General features: G+C 55.0%; 14 protein-coding genes. 10 read left to right on the top strand and 4 right to left on the bottom strand.

Features of this window, described 5'->3' with window-relative positions; genetic code table 11:
* Window position 1: 1 nt before the first annotated feature.
* Together ilvI and leuO are read right to left on the bottom strand one after the other, a co-directional pair.
* Window positions 2-1,726: an acetolactate synthase 3 large subunit gene (gene ilvI / locus ABLU73_RS12120; RefSeq protein ID WP_017901190.1), complete on the bottom strand. Its 1,725-nt coding sequence runs from the start codon at window positions 1,724-1,726 to the stop codon at window positions 2-4.
* Between the two features lie 394 nt (window positions 1,727-2,120).
* Complete coding sequence (gene leuO, locus ABLU73_RS12115) at window positions 2,121-3,089, bottom strand: transcriptional regulator LeuO (RefSeq protein ID WP_072140386.1); 969 nt, start codon at window positions 3,087-3,089, stop codon at window positions 2,121-2,123.
* 614 nt (window positions 3,090-3,703) lie between these two features.
* Between leuO and leuL the strand changes: the two genes are divergently transcribed.
* The 9 genes from leuL to aroD all read left to right on the top strand — a co-directional run bounded on the left by leuL (window position 3,704) and on the right by aroD (window position 13,884).
* Window positions 3,704-3,790 carry a leu operon leader peptide gene (leuL, locus tag ABLU73_RS12110; RefSeq protein ID WP_017901192.1) on the top strand — a complete coding sequence of 29 codons (87 nt, stop codon included), beginning with the start codon at window positions 3,704-3,706 and terminating at the stop codon, window positions 3,788-3,790.
* A gap of 95 nt (window positions 3,791-3,885) precedes the next feature.
* Window positions 3,886-5,457 (top strand): 2-isopropylmalate synthase, encoded by a 1,572-nt coding sequence (gene leuA, locus ABLU73_RS12105; protein WP_004204323.1) that lies wholly within the window; start codon window positions 3,886-3,888, stop codon window positions 5,455-5,457.
* Window positions 5,457-6,548: a 3-isopropylmalate dehydrogenase gene (gene leuB, locus ABLU73_RS12100; RefSeq protein ID WP_017901193.1), complete on the top strand. Its 1,092-nt coding sequence runs from the start codon at window positions 5,457-5,459 to the stop codon at window positions 6,546-6,548. The genes leuA and leuB overlap by 1 nt, the downstream gene beginning before the upstream one ends.
* 2 nt (window positions 6,549-6,550) lie before the next feature.
* Window positions 6,551-7,951, top strand: a complete 1,401-nt coding sequence (leuC, locus tag ABLU73_RS12095) for a 3-isopropylmalate dehydratase large subunit (protein ID WP_004177417.1) — start codon at window positions 6,551-6,553, stop codon at window positions 7,949-7,951.
* A gap of 10 nt (window positions 7,952-7,961) precedes the next feature.
* Window positions 7,962-8,567 (top strand): 3-isopropylmalate dehydratase small subunit, encoded by a 606-nt coding sequence (gene leuD, locus ABLU73_RS12090; RefSeq protein ID WP_264923628.1) that lies wholly within the window; start codon window positions 7,962-7,964, stop codon window positions 8,565-8,567.
* 397 nt (window positions 8,568-8,964) lie between these two features.
* Entirely contained in the window at window positions 8,965-10,998 is a 2,034-nt protein-coding gene (locus ABLU73_RS12085) for an FAD-dependent oxidoreductase (protein WP_004204320.1), read from the top strand.
* 11 nt (window positions 10,999-11,009) lie between these two features.
* Window positions 11,010-11,873 (top strand): shikimate dehydrogenase, encoded by an 864-nt coding sequence (locus ABLU73_RS12080; protein WP_017901194.1) that lies wholly within the window; start codon window positions 11,010-11,012, stop codon window positions 11,871-11,873.
* A 10-nt stretch (window positions 11,874-11,883) separates the two neighbouring features.
* Window positions 11,884-13,098, top strand: a complete 1,215-nt coding sequence (locus ABLU73_RS12075) for an MFS transporter (protein WP_062914367.1) — start codon at window positions 11,884-11,886, stop codon at window positions 13,096-13,098.
* 30 nt (window positions 13,099-13,128) lie between these two features.
* A complete protein-coding gene (gene aroD, locus ABLU73_RS12070) occupies window positions 13,129-13,884 on the top strand; it encodes a type I 3-dehydroquinate dehydratase (protein WP_099441391.1) in 756 nt (251 codons plus the stop codon).
* A gap of 37 nt (window positions 13,885-13,921) precedes the next feature.
* Here the strand turns inward: aroD and ABLU73_RS12065 are convergent, their stop codons facing one another.
* Window positions 13,922-14,818: a LysR family transcriptional regulator gene (locus ABLU73_RS12065; protein WP_004204315.1), complete on the bottom strand. Its 897-nt coding sequence runs from the start codon at window positions 14,816-14,818 to the stop codon at window positions 13,922-13,924.
* 231 nt (window positions 14,819-15,049) lie between these two features.
* Here ABLU73_RS12065 and ABLU73_RS12060 point away from each other — a divergent pair, with 231 nt between their 5' ends.
* Complete coding sequence (locus tag ABLU73_RS12060; RefSeq protein WP_264923629.1) at window positions 15,050-16,360, top strand: MFS transporter; 1,311 nt, start codon at window positions 15,050-15,052, stop codon at window positions 16,358-16,360.
* Window positions 16,361-16,404: 44 nt separating this feature from the next.
* Here ABLU73_RS12060 and ABLU73_RS12055 read toward each other — a convergent pair whose 3' ends face one another.
* Window positions 16,405-17,589 carry a sugar efflux transporter gene (locus ABLU73_RS12055; protein ID WP_130942986.1) on the bottom strand — a complete coding sequence of 395 codons (1,185 nt, stop codon included), beginning with the start codon at window positions 17,587-17,589 and terminating at the stop codon, window positions 16,405-16,407.
* Between the last annotated feature and the right edge of the window lie 221 nt (window positions 17,590-17,810).

The raw sequence follows: 17,810 nt of genomic DNA, 5'->3' as shown, positions 1-17,810 counted from the left end.
ATCAGGTCCTCTCCGTTTTGCTCAACCACATTTCATCCATGCCGCCGCCGCGGATCTGCATGGGGTACACATGCTCACTGCCGTCGACGGTGACATCGACAAACACCAGCCGGCGCTGTCGCACCTGCTCCAGGGCTTCAGCAAGCTTCGTCTCCAGTTCCTGTGGCTCACTGATGCGGATGCCAACGTGGCCATAGGCTTCCGCCAGACGCACAAAGTCCGGCAGCGACTCCATATAGGACTGCGAGTGGCGCCCGGAATAGAGCATATCCTGCCACTGCTTCACCATCCCCAGATAGCGGTTGTTGAGGTTAAGCACCAGGACCGGCAGTTCATATTGCAGCGCGGTAGAAAGTTCCTGAATATTCATCTGGATACTGCCGTCACCGGTCACGCAGACGACCATTTCGTCCGGCAGAGCCATTTTGACCCCCAGCGCTGCCGGTAGGCCAAAGCCCATGGTGCCGAGACCACCGGAGTTAATCCAGCGCCGCGGTTTGTCGAAGGGGTAATAAAGGGCGGCGAACATCTGGTGCTGACCCACATCGGAAGTGACATAGGCATCGCCCTGGGTCAGTCGCCAGATCGTTTCAATCACCGCCTGCGGTTTGATCTTATCGCTCTGGTCGTCGTAGCGCAGACAATGGCGGGCGCGCCACTGCTCAATCTGTAGCCACCAGTCGCGAATATCGTCCAGCGGCTGCTGCGCCTCTTCCTGTTCCAGCAGCTCCAGCATCTGTTCCAGCACCAGCCGGGCATCGCCGACGATCGGCACATCTGCCGGCACGGTTTTCGAGATTGAGGTCGGATCGATATCAATATGCAGCACAGTCGCGTTCGGACAGTATTTGGCCAGGTTATTGGTGGTCCGATCGTCAAAGCGAACGCCGACGGCAAAAATCACGTCTGAATGGTGCATGGTCATGTTGGCTTCATAGGTGCCGTGCATGCCCAGCATCCCCAACGCCTGCGAGTGCGTCGCCGGGAAAGCGCCCAGCCCCATCAGGGAGGAGGCCACCGGCAGCTTCAGCTTTTCCACCAGTTCGCGCAGCTGTGGTTCGCATTGCGCATTGATCGCCCCGCCGCCGACGTAGACGACCGGCTTGCTCGCCGCCACCAGGGTCTGCAGGGCGCGTTTAATCTGGCCTTTATGGCCGCTGGTCGTCGGGTTATACGAGCGCATGCTGACCGCGTCTGGCCAGACGTACGGCAGTTTCTTCGCCGGATTGAGTATATCCTTCGGCAGATCGACCACCACCGGCCCGGGGCGACCGCTGGCCGCTAACCAGAAGGCTTTCTTCAGCACGCCGGGAATATCTTCGGTCTGCTTCACCAGGAAACTGTGCTTCACCACCGGGCGGGAAATCCCCACCATGTCGCACTCCTGGAAGGCATCGTAGCCGATAAGCGATGTCGCCACTTGCCCTGAGAGGATCACCAGCGGGATAGAGTCCATATAGGCCGTCGCGATACCGGTGATGGCGTTCGTCGCCCCAGGCCCTGAGGTCACCAGCACCACACCGACCTCCCCGGTCGCTCGCGCCAGACCATCCGCCATATGCACCGCCGCCTGCTCGTGGCGAACCAGCACATGATCGATACCGCCAAGGGTATGTAACGCATCATAGATATCGAGGACTGCGCCTCCGGGATAGCCGAATACTTGCTTGACGCCCTGATCGACAAGCGATTGGACGACCATCTCGGCTCCTGACAACATCTCCATGGTTTGCCTCCAGGCTTATTGTTTTACGACAGCGGAACTCAATTTCCGCGCGCTCGCACGATGCGAAGGGGTACCCCTCCGCACTGAGGTGAATGGACTGCATGCCACTACCATAACTGCTCGCCAGCAGGCAGGCAATTCGCCACGACAGGGGCTTTCTAAGTGGAATAAGAAGAAAAACAAGCGGAGAGAGGAAAATATGGTGGAATGCTTCAGAGATAAGAAAAGAGAATAGTAAATACTCGGAGAAAAGGCGCGATAGCAGGAATTGATCCATTTTTTGTTAACAGGAGGAGAGCAACTGAAAGAGCAAACAGCATAAAATTCTGCATTCTTGTAATTCAATCATATAAAAAAAGGAGCCGAAGCCCCTTTCATGATCATTGCCATCGGCTCAGCGCTGACAAATATCCACCAGCAGCTCTTCCATCCACTGATGGCCTTTATCGCGACCCGCCGCTTCGTGCCAGGAGAGATAGCAGGTCCGGCTATTCACCTTCAGCGGCAGAGGTAATATTTGCAGCGCTAACTTATCGGCAAACTCATTTGCCAACCAGCGCGGCGCAATGGCCACCATCTGTGTTTGTGACACCACGTTTAATACGCTGACCATCGCATTACCTTGATATGCGATGCGCGCTTGTTTATCGGCCGTGTCATACCACGGCAGACTGAATGAGGCATACCGATCGAGAGCCACCGCGGCATGCTCCTCGCGATAAATATCAGCCTCCATCACCGGTCCGGAGATACGCGGATGGTTGCGACTGGCCACCAGAACCATTTCATCTTTGAATAGCGGCACACAGGCAAACTCAGGGCGACGGAACTCTTCATAACCGATCACAAATTCCGTTTCCTGATAACGTAGCTGATGTTCCGTATTTTGATTAAGCGCTGATTTAAAGACTAAATGAATATTGGGCGCGATTTCAGCGACTTTATTAAATATCACCGACGTCAGGATGTTATCCAGCGGGCTACAGACGCACAGATTGAAAACACGCTCACTGCTCAGTGGTTCAAAACCGGAGCCTGGCAATTCGTTTTGCACCAGCTGCAGCGCCTGGCGCACTGAGCCAAAGAGCTGATAGGCCCGCGCCGTCGGCTGAATACCGCGGCCATAGCGCACAAACAGTTCATCATTAAACATCACTTTCAGACGTGAAACCGCGTTGCTCACCGCCGGTTGAGACATGCCTAGCGTATGGGCGGCACGGGTAATATTCTGTTCCTGCATAACCGCATCAAAAACGGTAAGCAGATTGAGATCAACCATCCGTAGTTGAGGTTTTACGACTTCCTGTCCGGGGGCTGATTTATATTCTGGACTTTCAATTAACATATCTAGTTCCGCCGTCACGATGAATTCCCTTTACTAAACCGCTATGATTAGCGGCGAAAATATCATTTATCATGCTAATGACATTTGCAAAATAGCAAAGGTGTATTTTAGGAATATATCAAGGCTATGAGTGGCAGTGTAAATCCGGTACCGCCGGAATAGGTGAACTGCTCAAACCATACTAGTTACTTAATGATGATGAGTTTAACCATAATTCAGAAAAATAAAAACAACACCAATGATTAACTGTAACTTAAGCAATAATAAAGCATTTTATTTTCCACCCCATAAAATTAACAACCATTTATCATTGAAAAAAGAGCCGCTAAGGGGTGGAGATATTCACACGAAAAATAAATATAATCTTTTCATTTAGATAGCGATTTTTTGCCGCCTCGCTCGCGGCGCATCGTGAGCGAAGCCTTTAATGCAAAGTACATTGTCAAATGAAACATATCCCAGTGCGCTCCCGCAGGGCCAAAAAAGGATCTTCGGCAAAAAAGGGCAAACATCAGCACAATTAGCTAATTCACGCCGTGGGCCAAAAACGCTTTTTCCATGCCAGGGGTTGACTTTGAAACGGCTATCCAGTAACTCTAAAAGCATAACGATTTCATCTGGAGTTTGACGCAATGATTCGCACCACTCGTATCACCAGCCTACTACTACTAAACGCATGCCATTTGCGCGGTAGGCTGTTGGGCGACGTTCAGCGTTAAGTCATCTTCCAGCAAGACTATAAAACCCGCGCCTTGGCGCGGGTTTTTTTATGCTCGTCAACAAGGCGCCAGGATACAGACTAAGGATCCAAACCATGAGCCAGCAAGTCATTATTTTCGATACGACCTTACGTGATGGCGAACAAGCGTTACAGGCAAGCCTGAGTGTCAAAGAGAAGCTGCAGATCGCTCTGGCCCTCGAGCGCATGGGTGTTGACGTGATGGAAGTCGGTTTCCCGGTTTCTTCTCCGGGCGATTTTGAATCCGTGCAGACCATCGCGCGTACCATCAAAAACAGCCGCGTATGCGCTCTGGCGCGTTGCGTTGAGAAAGATATCGACGTGGCGGCGGAATCCTTAAAGGTGGCCGAAGCGTTCCGTATCCACACCTTCATCGCCACCTCGCCGATGCATATCGCCACCAAACTGCGCAGCACCCTGGATGAAGTCATTGAGCGAGCGGTTTATATGGTGAAGCGGGCGCGGAATTACACTAACGATGTCGAATTCTCCTGTGAAGACGCCGGCCGTACGCCAATAGCTGACCTGGCTCGCGTCGTGGAAGCAGCGATTAACGCTGGCGCCACCACCATAAATATTCCGGATACCGTCGGCTACACCATGCCGTTCGAGTACGCCAACATTATCAGCGGCCTGTATGAGCGCGTACCGAATATCGACAAAGCCATTATCTCCGTTCACACCCATGATGACCTGGGCATTGCCGTCGGCAACGCCCTCGCCGCGGTCCACGCCGGAGCTCGCCAGGTAGAAGGCGCGATGAACGGTATCGGCGAGCGCGCCGGCAACTGCGCGCTGGAAGAGGTCATCATGGCGATTAAAGTGCGCAAAGACATCATGAACGTGCACACCAATATCAACCACCATGAAATCTGGCGCACCAGCCAGACCGTCAGCCAGATCTGCAACATGCCGATCCCGGCGAACAAAGCCATCGTCGGCACCGGCGCCTTCGCCCACTCCTCCGGTATCCACCAGGACGGCGTGCTGAAGAACCGCGAAAACTACGAGATCATGACCCCGGAATCCATCGGTCTGAACCAGGTGCAGTTGAACCTGACCTCCCGTTCCGGCCGCGCGGCGGTGAAACACCGGATGGAAGAGATGGGCTACCAGGAGAGCGATTACAACCTGGATCATCTGTATGACGCGTTCCTGAAGCTGGCGGACAAAAAAGGACAGGTCTTCGATTACGATCTGGAAGCGCTGGCCTTTATCAACAAGCAGCAGGAAGAGCCAGAGCATTTCCGCCTGGATTACTTCAACGTTCAGTCCGGCTCCAGCGATATCGCCACCGCCTCGATCAAACTGGTCTGCGGGGATGAGATCAAAACTGAAGCCGCCAACGGCAACGGTCCGGTCGATGCTATCTACCAGGCGATTAACCGCGTCACCAATTACAACATTGAATTAGTGAAATATGGCTTAAGCGCGAAAGGCCACGGCAAAGACGCCCTGGGCCAGGTGGATATCGTCGTTGACTACAACGGCCGCCGTTTCCACGGCGTTGGTCTGGCAACGGATATCGTAGAGTCGTCAGCCAAAGCGATGGTTCATGTGCTGAACAACATCTGGCGCGCCGCCGAAGTCGAAAAAGAATTGCAACGCAAAGCTCAGAATAAAGAGAACAATAAGGAAACCGTGTAATGTCGAAGAATTACCATATTGCCGTTTTGCCGGGTGATGGCATTGGCCCGGAAGTGATGAACCAGGCGATGAAAGTACTGGAAGCCGTGCGCCAACGTTTTGCCATGCACATTACCACCAGCCAGTACGACGTCGGCGGCGCGGCCATCGACCGCCAGGGAACTCCCCTGCCGCAGGCGACGGTCGCCGGATGCGAGCAGGCGGACGCGATCCTGTTCGGCTCCGTTGGCGGCCCGAAGTGGGAACACCTGCCGCCCGCAGAACAGCCAGAGCGCGGCGCCCTGCTGCCGCTGCGTAAACACTTCAAACTGTTCAGCAACCTGCGCCCGGCCAAACTGTATCAGGGGCTGGAAGAGTTCTGCCCACTGCGCGCCGACATCGCCGCCAACGGCTTCGACATTCTCTGCGTTCGCGAACTGACCGGCGGCATCTACTTCGGCCAGCCGAAAGGCCGCGAAGGCAGCGGTCAGCATGAGAAAGCTTTTGATACCGAGGTGTATCACCGCTTTGAAATCGAACGTATCGCGCGCATCGCTTTTGAATCTGCCCGTAAACGTCGTCACAAAGTGACCTCCATCGATAAAGCCAACGTTCTGCAGTCCTCTATTCTGTGGCGCGAAATCGTCAGTGAGATCGGCAAAGAGTATCCGGACGTTGAGCTGGCGCATATGTATATCGATAACGCCACCATGCAGCTGATTAAAGATCCGTCTCAGTTCGACGTGCTGCTGTGCTCCAACCTGTTCGGCGACATCCTCTCCGACGAGTGCGCAATGATCACCGGCTCGATGGGTATGCTGCCGTCCGCCAGCCTTAACGAACAAGGTTTCGGGCTGTACGAGCCTGCAGGCGGCTCGGCGCCGGATATCGCTGGCAAAAATATCGCTAACCCGATTGCGCAGATCCTCTCCCTGGCGCTGCTGCTGCGCTATAGCCTTGACGCTAACGAGGCGGCGAGCGCAATTGAAAGCGCGATTAACCGCGCTCTGGAGGAAGGGGTTCGTACCGGCGACTTAGCGCGCGGCACGGCGGCGGTCAGCACTGATGAAATGGGCGATATCATTGCCCGCTATGTCGCAGAAGGGGTGTAATCATGGCGAAGACGTTATACGAAAAATTGTTTGATGCGCACGTGGTGTATGAGGCGCAAAACGAAACCCCGCTGTTGTATATCGACCGCCATCTGGTGCATGAAGTTACCTCCCCGCAGGCCTTTGACGGCCTGCGCGCCCACGGCCGCCAGGTGCGCCAGCCGGGTAAAACCTTCGCCACCATGGATCACAACGTCTCGACGCAGACCAAAGACATTAACGCGTCCGGCGAGATGGCCCGCATTCAGATGCAGGAGCTGATTAAGAACTGTAAAGAGTTCGGCGTTGAGCTGTACGACCTGAATCACCCGTACCAGGGCATCGTTCACGTAATGGGCCCGGAACAAGGGGTGACCTTGCCGGGGATGACCATTGTATGCGGCGACTCCCATACCGCCACCCACGGCGCGTTCGGCGCGCTGGCCTTCGGCATCGGCACTTCCGAAGTGGAACATGTGCTGGCGACCCAGACCCTGAAACAGGGTCGTGCGAAAACCATGAAAATCGAAGTGCAAGGCAAAGCGGCGCCGGGCATCACCGCCAAAGATATCGTGTTGGCGATCATTGGTAAAACCGGCAGCGCCGGCGGCACCGGCCACGTGGTGGAATTCTGCGGCGAAGCGATCCGCGATCTGAGCATGGAAGGTCGCATGACCCTGTGCAACATGGCGATCGAGATGGGCGCCAAAGCGGGCCTGGTCGCGCCGGATGAAACCACCTTCAATTACGTACGCGGCCGTCTGCACGCGCCGAAAGGCAAAGATTTTGACGATGCGGTGGCGTACTGGAAAACCCTGAAAACCGACGACGGCGCCACATTTGACACCGTGGTGACGCTGCAGGCGGCTGAGATTGCTCCGCAGGTGACCTGGGGCACCAACCCAGGCCAGGTGATTTCGGTCACCGATAATATCCCCGATCCTGCGTCATTCAGCGACCCGGTGGAACGCGCCAGCGCTGAGAAAGCGCTGGCCTATATGGGACTGAAATCCGGCATCCCGCTGACGGAAGTGGCTATCGATAAAGTGTTCATCGGCTCCTGTACCAACTCGCGTATCGAAGATTTGCGCGCCGCGGCGGAAATCGCCAAAGGGCGTAAAGTGGCGCCGGGCGTCCAGGCGTTGGTGGTACCAGGTTCCGGTCCGGTGAAAGCGCAAGCGGAAGCGGAAGGCCTGGATAAGATCTTTATCGAAGCCGGCTTTGAGTGGCGCTTACCGGGCTGCTCGATGTGTCTGGCGATGAACAACGACCGCCTGAACCCGGGCGAGCGCTGCGCCTCCACCAGCAACCGTAATTTTGAAGGCCGTCAGGGCCGCGGCGGACGCACGCACCTGGTGAGCCCGGCAATGGCCGCGGCGGCGGCTGTGACCGGCCATTTCGCCGATATCCGTAATCTGAAGTAAGGAGACCATCATGGCAGAGAAATTTACCCAACATACCGGCCTGGTGGTTCCGCTGGATGCTGCAAACGTCGATACCGACGCGATTATTCCCAAGCAGTTTCTGCAGAAAGTGACCCGCACCGGCTTTGGCGCGCACCTGTTCAACGACTGGCGCTTCCTCGATGATAAAGGTCAACAGCCGAACCCGGAGTTCGTGCTGAACTTTCCTGAGTACAAAGGCGCCTCTATCCTGCTGGCGCGGGAAAACTTCGGCTGCGGCTCCTCCCGCGAGCATGCGCCGTGGGCGCTGACCGATTACGGTTTTAAAGTCGTTATCGCCCCAAGCTTTGCCGATATTTTCTACGGCAACAGCTTCAACAACCAGCTGCTGCCGGTGACGCTGAGCGATGAGCAGGTCGACGAGCTGTTCAGACTGGTGCAGGCCAACCCGGGCATTACGTTTGAAGTGGACCTGGAAGCGCAGGTGGTGAAAGCGGGGGATAAAACCTACAGCTTTAAGATCGACGATTTCCGTCGCCACTGCATGCTTAATGGCCTGGATAGCATCGGCCTGACGCTGCAACATGAAGCGGCGATTTACGACTATGAGCACAAGCTGCCGGCGTTTATGAATTAAGCTTCGCGCCCGGTCATTTGGCCGGGCTTTTTAATTTATTGCGGCAGAAAATTGAGATCTCACGCACAAAAAACAATATTAATTCTTCGAACGTCAGCCCATGACGTTGGCCTGCCCGACGCGATAAAGACGAATGATTTCGCTTTCTTCCCCCTGACCTGCGCGGTTTATGTATTAACCTTTCACTGCAAGTAAAAATAAGGTATGAGTGTTTAATATAAAAATATAACAATGTGAAAGAAGCGTTAATCTCATAGAGAACCCCTATAGCTCACAGCAAAAAAAAACATTATTTTTCAATTTTTCCCCTCGCTATCTTTTTCCACAGAGAAATATTAACTAAGGACACGCCCGGGCCCCCGCATAGCGGCCTCCCGGCCTCCTGTGGAGAGAAGAGATGAGCCACTATCCGCACCTTTTCAGTCCGTTGACCATCAACGGCATGACGCTAAAAAACCGCATTATTATGCCCCCGATGGGCACCAATATGGCTACGCTCAATGGCGAGGTCTCGCAGGAACAGCTGGAATACTACGAACTACGGGCCAAAGGCGGCACCGGTCTTATCACCATCGAAAACATCTGTATTGATTTCCCTTTCGCTTCCAACGGCACCACCCAACTGCGGATCGATAACGATCAATATATCCCGCGGCTGTTTAAATTAACCGAGACCCTGCATAAACACGGCGCCTGCGTATCCATTCAGTTAAATCACGCTGGCGCTTCCGCTTATGCCTACCGCCTCGAGGGTCAGACACCGCTCTCCTCCTCGACGACGCCCTCGAAAAAGCACGGTAATATTCCGCGGCCAATGACCCATGAGGAAATTTATCACGCGGTGGAAAAATTCGGGGACGCCGCAGAGCGCGTTCGTCGCGCGGGTTTTGACTGCGTCGAAATTCATGCCGGCCACTCCTATTTAATTAGCCAGTTTTTATCGCCGTTATTTAACAAACGCACCGATGAATTTGGCGGCAGCGTCGAAAACCGCACTCGAATATTAGGTCTGATTGTCGATAAAGTTCGCGCCTGCGTCGGGCCACGTTTTCCGGTCAGCCTGCGCATCAGCGCCGACGACTTCCTCAAAGGCGGCAATACCCTCGAAGATTCCTTGCGCATCCTTGAGCTCTGTCAGGAGAAGGTCGATATCATCAACGTCTCGGCGGCGCAGAACGACAACCTGAATCTGCAAATCGACCAGATGTCGCTGGAGGATGGCTGGAAGCGTTACCTCTCCCGCGCGGTGCGCGATAAATTCCATAAGCCCACGGTCATCGCCGGCAATATCCGTACCCCGCAGGTGGCCGAGGATATCCTCGCCAGCGGCGATGCCGATCTCATTGCCATTGGTCGCGGTCTGATTGCCGAGCCGGAGTGGGTCCAGAAGGTGCAAAGCGGTAAAGAGCGCGTGATGCGCAAATGCATCTCCTGCAACATCGGCTGCGCCGACCATCGCATCGCCCGCTCGCGTCCGCTGCGCTGTTCAATTAACCCGGACATCATTCACGGCGATGCCTACAAAACGCGGCGCGTTAATCGCGAAACGAACGTGGTCGTCATCGGCGCCGGCACTGCCGGGATGGAGGCCGCCTGCACCGCGGCGGAAGTCGGCTGCCACACCTGGCTGCTGGAGGCGAAAAATCACGTCGGCGGTCTCGCCAGCGATATCGCCCGTCTGCCGGAGAAAAAACGCATCGCGGATTTCCCGCAGTTTATGAAAAACCGCATCGCCGCGCTGGACAACCTGATGCTGCAGGTCGGCAAACGGGCAGACGTGGCCTCGGTTTCCGCCCTGCGTCCACATCTGATCGTCAATGCCACCGGCTCAACCCCCCTGCTGCCGCCCATTGCTGGACTGCGGGAGAATATTGACGCCGCGGAAGGCAAAGTCTTCTCCATTACCGGCATGATCGACAATCTGGCGAAATTTACCCATGTCGAGGGCAAACGCATCGCCGTTGTCGGCGCGGGCGCCGTTGGCCTCGACGTCATCGAATACTTTACCGCTCGCGGCGCGCAGGCGGTCTTAATCGAAATGCAGGACGCCGCCGGTCGCGATCTCGACATCATTACCAAGAATGCCATGTTGACCATGCTCGACGAGCACCAGGTCGAACAGCACATGAATACGCAACTGATGGCGGTGGCTGCCGACCATTTCCAGGTGAAAAATACACAGCACACCTTCGATATCCCCTTCGACTACGGCTTTGTCTGTCTGGGGATGCGCGCCAACCGGACGGGTCTCGACGAGATCGAACGCTGGGCCAATGCCAATAACGTCAAAATCATGAATATCGGCGACAGCGTGATGGCGCGACGCATTATCGACGGCATCCGCGAAGGCCGCAACGTGCTGGACACCCTCGAAGACATGGGTGCGCTGGGCAGCCGCGAAGCACAACGAATTCCCTTTCTAACTTATTGAGGATTTTTGTCATGGCAGAACGTATTACTGGACACACTGAGCTGATTGGTCTGATCGCCACCCCGATTCGCCACAGCATGTCGCCCACCATGCACAACGAGGCTTTCGCCCATCTCGGGCTGGACTACGTCTACCTGGCTTTTGAAGTCGGTAATCAGGAGCTGAAAGACGTTGTCCAGGGCTTCCGGGCTTTGAAGCTGCGCGGCTTTAACGTCTCTATGCCGAACAAAACCGAGATTTGCCAGTATCTCGATAAGCTGTCGCCGGCGGCGCAGCTGGTCGGGGCGGTGAATACCGTGGTCAATGACGACGGCGTCCTGACCGGGCATATCACCGACGGCACCGGCTATATGCGCGCCCTTAGCGAAGCGGGTATCGATATCATTGGCAAGAAGATGACCGTGCTCGGTGCCGGCGGTGCGGCGACCGCACTCTGCGTCCAGGCGGCACTGGATGGCGTGAAGGCGATCTCCATCTTCAACCGTCGCGATAAATTCTTCGCCAACGCCGAAGAAACGGTCGCCAAGATCCGCAACAACACGCGCTGTGAGATCCATCTGTTCGATCTTGACGATCATGACAAACTGCGTGCCGAAATCGATAGCAGCGTGATCCTGACCAATGCCACCGGGGTCGGCATGAAGCCGTTCGAAGGCCAGATGCTGCTGCCGGACGACAGCTTTCTGCGTCCGGATCTGATCGTCTCCGACGTCGTATACAACCCGCGCAAAACCCACCTGCTGGAAGTGGCTGAGAAAAAAGGCTGCCGCACGCTAAACGGCCTCGGGATGATGCTGTGGCAAGGCGCGCGCGCGTTCGAAATCTGGACGGGTAAACAGATGCCGGTTGATTACATCAAAAGCATCCTGTTCTAAGGGGCAAGCGATGAAAAATAAATACGTCCCTACCGCGGCAGGGCTGTACCTCAACTACCTGATCCACGGCATGGGGGTGCTGTTAATCACCCTCAACATGGCCCATCTTCAGGAGCAGTGGGGAACAGATAAAGCCGGCGTATCGATCGTTATCTCCTCGTTAGGTATTGGTAAGTTAGCGACCATCGTTACCGGATTTCTCTCGGATCGCTTCGGTCGCAAGCCCTTTATCTATCTTGGGATCCTGAGCTACCTGATCTTTTTCGTCGGCATTCTGCTGACCAAAAATATCTATCTGGCCTATGTCTTCGGCATTATGGCGGGCCTGGCGAACAGCTTCCTCGACTCCGGCACCTATCCGGCGCTGATGGAATCTTTCCCGCACTCCGCCAGCCGGGCCAACGTGCTGATCAAAGCCTTCGTTTCCGCCGGGCAGTTCCTGCTGCCGTTCATTATCAGCTTCCTGATCTGGGCGAATCTATGGTTCGGCTGGTCGTTCGTGATTGCGGCGGCGCTCTTTGTACTGAGCGGGATTTACCTGCTTAAAATGCCATTCCCTGACAGCCAGGCAGCGAAAAAAGAGGAATCTCCTGAGCCACAGGCGGAAACGTTCGCCCGTCCGCAGGCCAACAAACTGGATATGATGATCTTCACGCTGTACGGCTATATCGGCATGGCGACGTTCTATCTGGTCAGCCAGTGGCTGGCGCAGTACGGCCAGTTCGTGGTCGGGCTGCCCTATGCCTCGGCGATTAAGCTGCTCAGCATCTATACCGTTGGGTCGTTGGTCTGCGTCTTCGTGACTGCTGCCTTCGTCAAAGAGGTGTTCAGCTCTGCCGTCGCCATGATCATCTATACTGGCCTGTCGATGGTCTCGCTGCTGCTGGTGTGCCTGTTCCCGACGCCGATGATGGTTACCGGCTTCGCCTTTGTCATCGGCTTTGCCGCCGCGGGCGGAGTGCTACAGCTGGGAGCGACGATCATGGCGATGAGCTTCCCGAACGGGAAAGGCAAGGCAACCGGGATCTTCTACACCGCCGGCAGTATCGCCAGCTTCACGATCCCGCTGATCACCGCCAAACTTTCGCAGATCAGTATTGCCAGCATTATGTGGTTTGATTTTGCGATCGCCGTGATCGGCTTTGTGATCGCCCTGTACATCGGCTATCGTCAACTGCAGGCTCGGGCGGCGCAAAAAGTATCACCCACCGCAGTCACCGCCTGAGGTTCAACGCGAATAATAATGGATGCCTACATGACAAATGCAGTTACCGTAAAGAACATCACCTTCCAGGAAGGGGAAACCTTAATTTGTGTACCGCTGATCGGCAAAACGCTGGATGAAATACTGGGTAACGCCCACGGCCTGGTCGACGCCGGCGCCGATATCATCGAATGGCGCGTTGACCACTTTACGCAGGTCAGAGAGATGGCCCAGGTGATGGCCGCGCTGGCGGAAATCCGTGGTGCGCTGAAAGCGCTGCCGTTGCTGTTCACCTTCCGCAGCAAGAAAGAAGGCGGCGAGACCGAGCTCAGCGACGATGCCTACTTCGCGCTCAACCGCGAAGCGGCGCGCAGTGGACTGGTTGATATCATCGATGTCGAGCTGTTCAATGATGAAGCGCAGATCCGCGCGCTGGTTGACGATGCGCATGCCGCGGGCGTCAAAGTGATCATGAGTAACCATGATTTTCATAAAACCCCCGCCCAGGAAGATATCATCTATCGCCTACGCCGCATGCAGGATCTGGGTGCCGATCTGCCGAAGATCGCGGTGATGCCGCAATCGCCGCAGGATGTTCTGACCCTGCTCGCCGCCACGCTGACCATGAAAGAGAAGTATGCCACCCGCCCGCTGATCACCATGTCGATGGGAAAATCAGGCGGCGTCAGCCGGGTGACCGGGCGTCTTTTTGGCTCAGCCATGACCTTCGGTACCGTGGGTCAGGCTTCCGCGCCGGGACAGATCGCCATCAATAAGCTGCGTGAAGTGATGGATATTCTCTCCTGATAACCCCTTAGCCCGGAGGACCTCTCCGGGCTATTCGCTAACAGATCTTCTGGCTGTCGTGGATGACCACATTTTTAAACGACTGCAGCGCCGGGGAAAGTCCCCGGTCTTTCATGGTCGCCAGATAGATATAGCGCGGAGGGAGGGTGTTTTTAATCTTCAGGATATGGACGTTGTAATGGGAGAGCGCCGAGATCCGCGGCATGATCGCGATCCCGTAGTCAATGCTGACCAGCCCGGCCATCGCGGTATCCTCTTCCACGTAGCAGGCAATCTCCGGCACCAGCTTTTGCTGCATAAATACATTATCGATAAACGGACGTAAGCCGCTATTTTCTGAAAAATAGATATAGGGATAATGAATCGTCTCCACGAGGTCGACTTCATGTTCATACAGACGGGCCAGCGGATGATCCCTGGCGGTCACCACCACCAGCTCCTGCTGAATAACCGGAATAAAATCGATATCGGGCTCATCGGCAATATAAGAGCAGATCGCCAGATCGACTTTTCCCGCTTTCAGCTCCTGCAACAGCGTCAGCGAGGTCCCTTGAGTAAAAGAAAAAGTCACATTGTGAAACTCAGGTGAAAGAGAATATTTATTAATTAACTGCGGAACAACATATTCGCCCATCGTGTAAATAAAGGCGATACGAATGTTTTCTTTATTTTCAGCGCCGTTTTTTTGCAAAACTGTGCGGCCATTTTCCAGTGAGGCCAGGGCATCTTCGACATACGGCAGAAAACGCTTGCCGTTTTGCGTAATTTTAACGTTCCGTCCCTGTCTGGCGAACAGCGCGACCCCTAACTCCTTCTCCAGCTCTGATATCGCATGGCTTAGCGAAGGCTGGGTGATGCACAGACTGGAGGCCGCTTCGGTATAATGTTCAGTTTCAGACAGACGTTTAAAATAATAAAGTTGCTTTAGGTTCATTATTTTTGCCCGTATAATATAAGAATAAATCCACTGATGCTAATATACCATGCAAGCCACCAATAATGCGCATGAGCGGGTAAATATCGGCGGTGTATCAAATATTATTTTCTGAAGCGTATGAATGTGCCACAAAGCGTTGCCATTCATAGATACTACCTATAGTTCCCGGAGATGTTTTTGCATATACAAATATATGCAAAAATATTTTAAACTTTAAAGGAACTCGCTATGAGTATGTCAAACTCTCAGGAAGTCCTCACTTCCTCATCAGGGACGAAAAAAAGAAGCCGCGTTCGGATAGTTATTTTACTGCTGTTGTCCGTCGGAACGATGATCAATTATCTCGACCGCACCATCCTCGGTATCGTTGCCCCACAGTTAACCCAGGAAATTCATATCGATCCGGCGATGATGGGCATCATTTTCTCCGCCTTTGCCTGGACCTATGCCCTGGCGCAGATCCCCGGCGGCATGTTTTTAGACCGCTTCGGCAACAAACTGACCTATGCCCTGTCAATTTTCTTCTGGTCGCTGTTTACCCTGCTGCAAAGTTTCACCCTCGGGCTTAAATCTCTGCTGCTTCTGCGCCTGGGACTTGGCGTCAGTGAAGCGCCCTGCTTCCCGGCCAACAGCCGCATCGTCAGCACCTGGTTCCCGCAGCATGAGCGCGCACGGGCGACGGCAACATATACGGTTGGTGAATATATAGGACTGGCGGCCTTCTCACCGCTGTTATTTTTAATCCTCGAACATCACGGCTGGAGAACGCTTTTTTTCCTCACTGGAGGATTAGGTATTTTATTTACTTTGGTGTGGTGGCGTTTTTATCACGAACCCCATGAATCGCGCACGGCTAATCAAGCGGAGCTGGATTTTATCGGCGCAAACGGTATTAACAATAATATCCAGAACGTTCCATTTAACTGGCGTGACGCCAGGCGCCTGCTGGGCTGTCGCCAGATCCTCGGCGCCAGTCTGGGTCAGTTTGCGGGCAACACCACGCTGGTGTTTTTCCTGACGTGGTTTCCCAGCTATCTGGCCAACGAGCGCCATCTTCCCTGGCTGCACGTTGGCTTCTTCGCCACCTGGCCGTTTCTCGCCGCCGCCATCGGCATCCTCTTCGGCGGCTGGATCTCGGACCGACTGCTGAAGCGAACCGGCTCCGTCAATATCAGTCGGAAGTTACCAATAATTTCCGGATTATTACTCTCCAGCTGTATTATTGCGGCGAACTGGGTGAGCGCCAACAGCACCGTTATTATTATTATGTCAGTGGCATTTTTTGGTCAGGGAATGGTTGGTCTGGGCTGGACGTTAGTTTCTGATATTGCCCCGAAAAATATGGCAGGCCTGACCGGCGGGATATTTAATTTCTGCGCTAATATGGCGTCGATTATAGCCCCACTGATAATTGGCGTGATTATCTCCGCAACGGGTAACTTCTTTTACGCACTGATCTACGTCGGCCTGACGGCGCTGATCGGCGTGATTGCCTACATTTTTATCATCGGCGACATCAAGCGAATCGAACTGAAGTAAAGACGGCGGCCCCGGCGAATTGCACGCCGGGGCGAAGAGGACGGTCAGATATCCTTCACCTTACTGGTTAAAAACAGCGTCAGCAGCGAAATCGCGGCGATCGTCCAGTAGACGCTGGCGTGGCCATAGCTCTGCGACAGCGCCCCCTGCATCACGCCGGCGAGGATCACGCCAGTGGAAATACTGTTGGTAAACAGGGTGGTCGCCGCCCCCGCGCGTCCCGGCATTAAATCCTGGAACCACAGCATGCCGATCCCAGCGATTATGCCGATAAAAATGGCGTTGAACAGCTGCAGGGCCAGCAGCGCCGTTCGGCCATGAAACAGGATCAGCCCCAGATAAAACAGCACACCGGCCGCCACCGCCGCTACCATCATTTTACGTTTACCAAAGCGCTTTACGTAGTAGCCGGCGAGGATCATCGCCGGAATCTCCAGGCCGGCGGCGGTGCCCATCAGGATCCCGGCCAGACTGTCTGGAAGCCCGAGATCGCTGCTGATCCACAGCGGCATATCAATGATATACATGGTGTTGCAGGTCCACATCAGGGTGGAGGCGATAAACAGCATCCGCACATTCTTGTCCTGCCAGCCGCCGGCCTGCGCCAGCGCCTCCGCCTCTTCCGAGGGCTGTTCCACGCGCGGAACCGAGGGCAGTTTGACCGCAATCAGCGCCAGGCTGATCGCAAAGATGCCCGCCGCAATAGAGAACATGGTGGTAAAGCCATAGTTGAGCGCCAGCATAAAGGCCAGCGGCGGGCCAATCACCCACGCCAGAGACAGCTGGGCACGCATGACCGAGCTGAACATCACCACTTCCCGCGCCGAGCTGTCGGCATATTCCCGCGCCAGGGCAAAGAGCTGAGGCATGGCGGCGTTAGCGATGGATGCCAGCATCACCCCACAGGTGATCAGCGTCAGATAGTGGCGGTTGAAGGCAAACAGCAGCGCATTGCCTACCGCCATCAGACAGCAGAACATAATTAACCGCCGCCGGTCGCCGCGGCTATCGGAGCGCTTGGCCAGCGCCAGGCTCACCAGGATCCCGGCTATCGCATTCACGGTGTAGAACAGGCCCACCCAGAACGGCTGCGCCCCCACTTCGCGGCTGAGAAACAAACTCAACGTCGGCGCCTGCAATGCGCCCGCCACGCCCATCATAAAAGCAACCAGCATAAAGGCGGCATAGACGCCGTTTAGCCGTCGTCCCATCGTCATCAACCACAGCATGAAATGTCCTTAACACACGCGAAGTAAACGAAAAAAGCCAGCAGAGGCTTTCTGCTGGCGGGTGATTCTATACTCTGTGGATTTCACGTTGCAGGACAAACGGTTAACCGTTTTGCGCAGCGCTTACGCTGGCTCCGAAAGGGTGAGTCCCGTAGGGGCGATTCACGCGGCCAGAACATAGGCTCTGGGAGCATCGACAGCGATAGACCCGGGCAAGCGCG

This window comes from Klebsiella sp. GG_Kp175 (assembly GCF_040062325.1).
GTDB classification, from domain to species: Bacteria; Pseudomonadota; Gammaproteobacteria; order Enterobacterales; family Enterobacteriaceae; genus Klebsiella; species Klebsiella quasipneumoniae.
The sequence above is the reverse complement of the archived record's forward strand: the minus strand, read 5'-3'. Positions and strand labels throughout refer to the sequence as shown.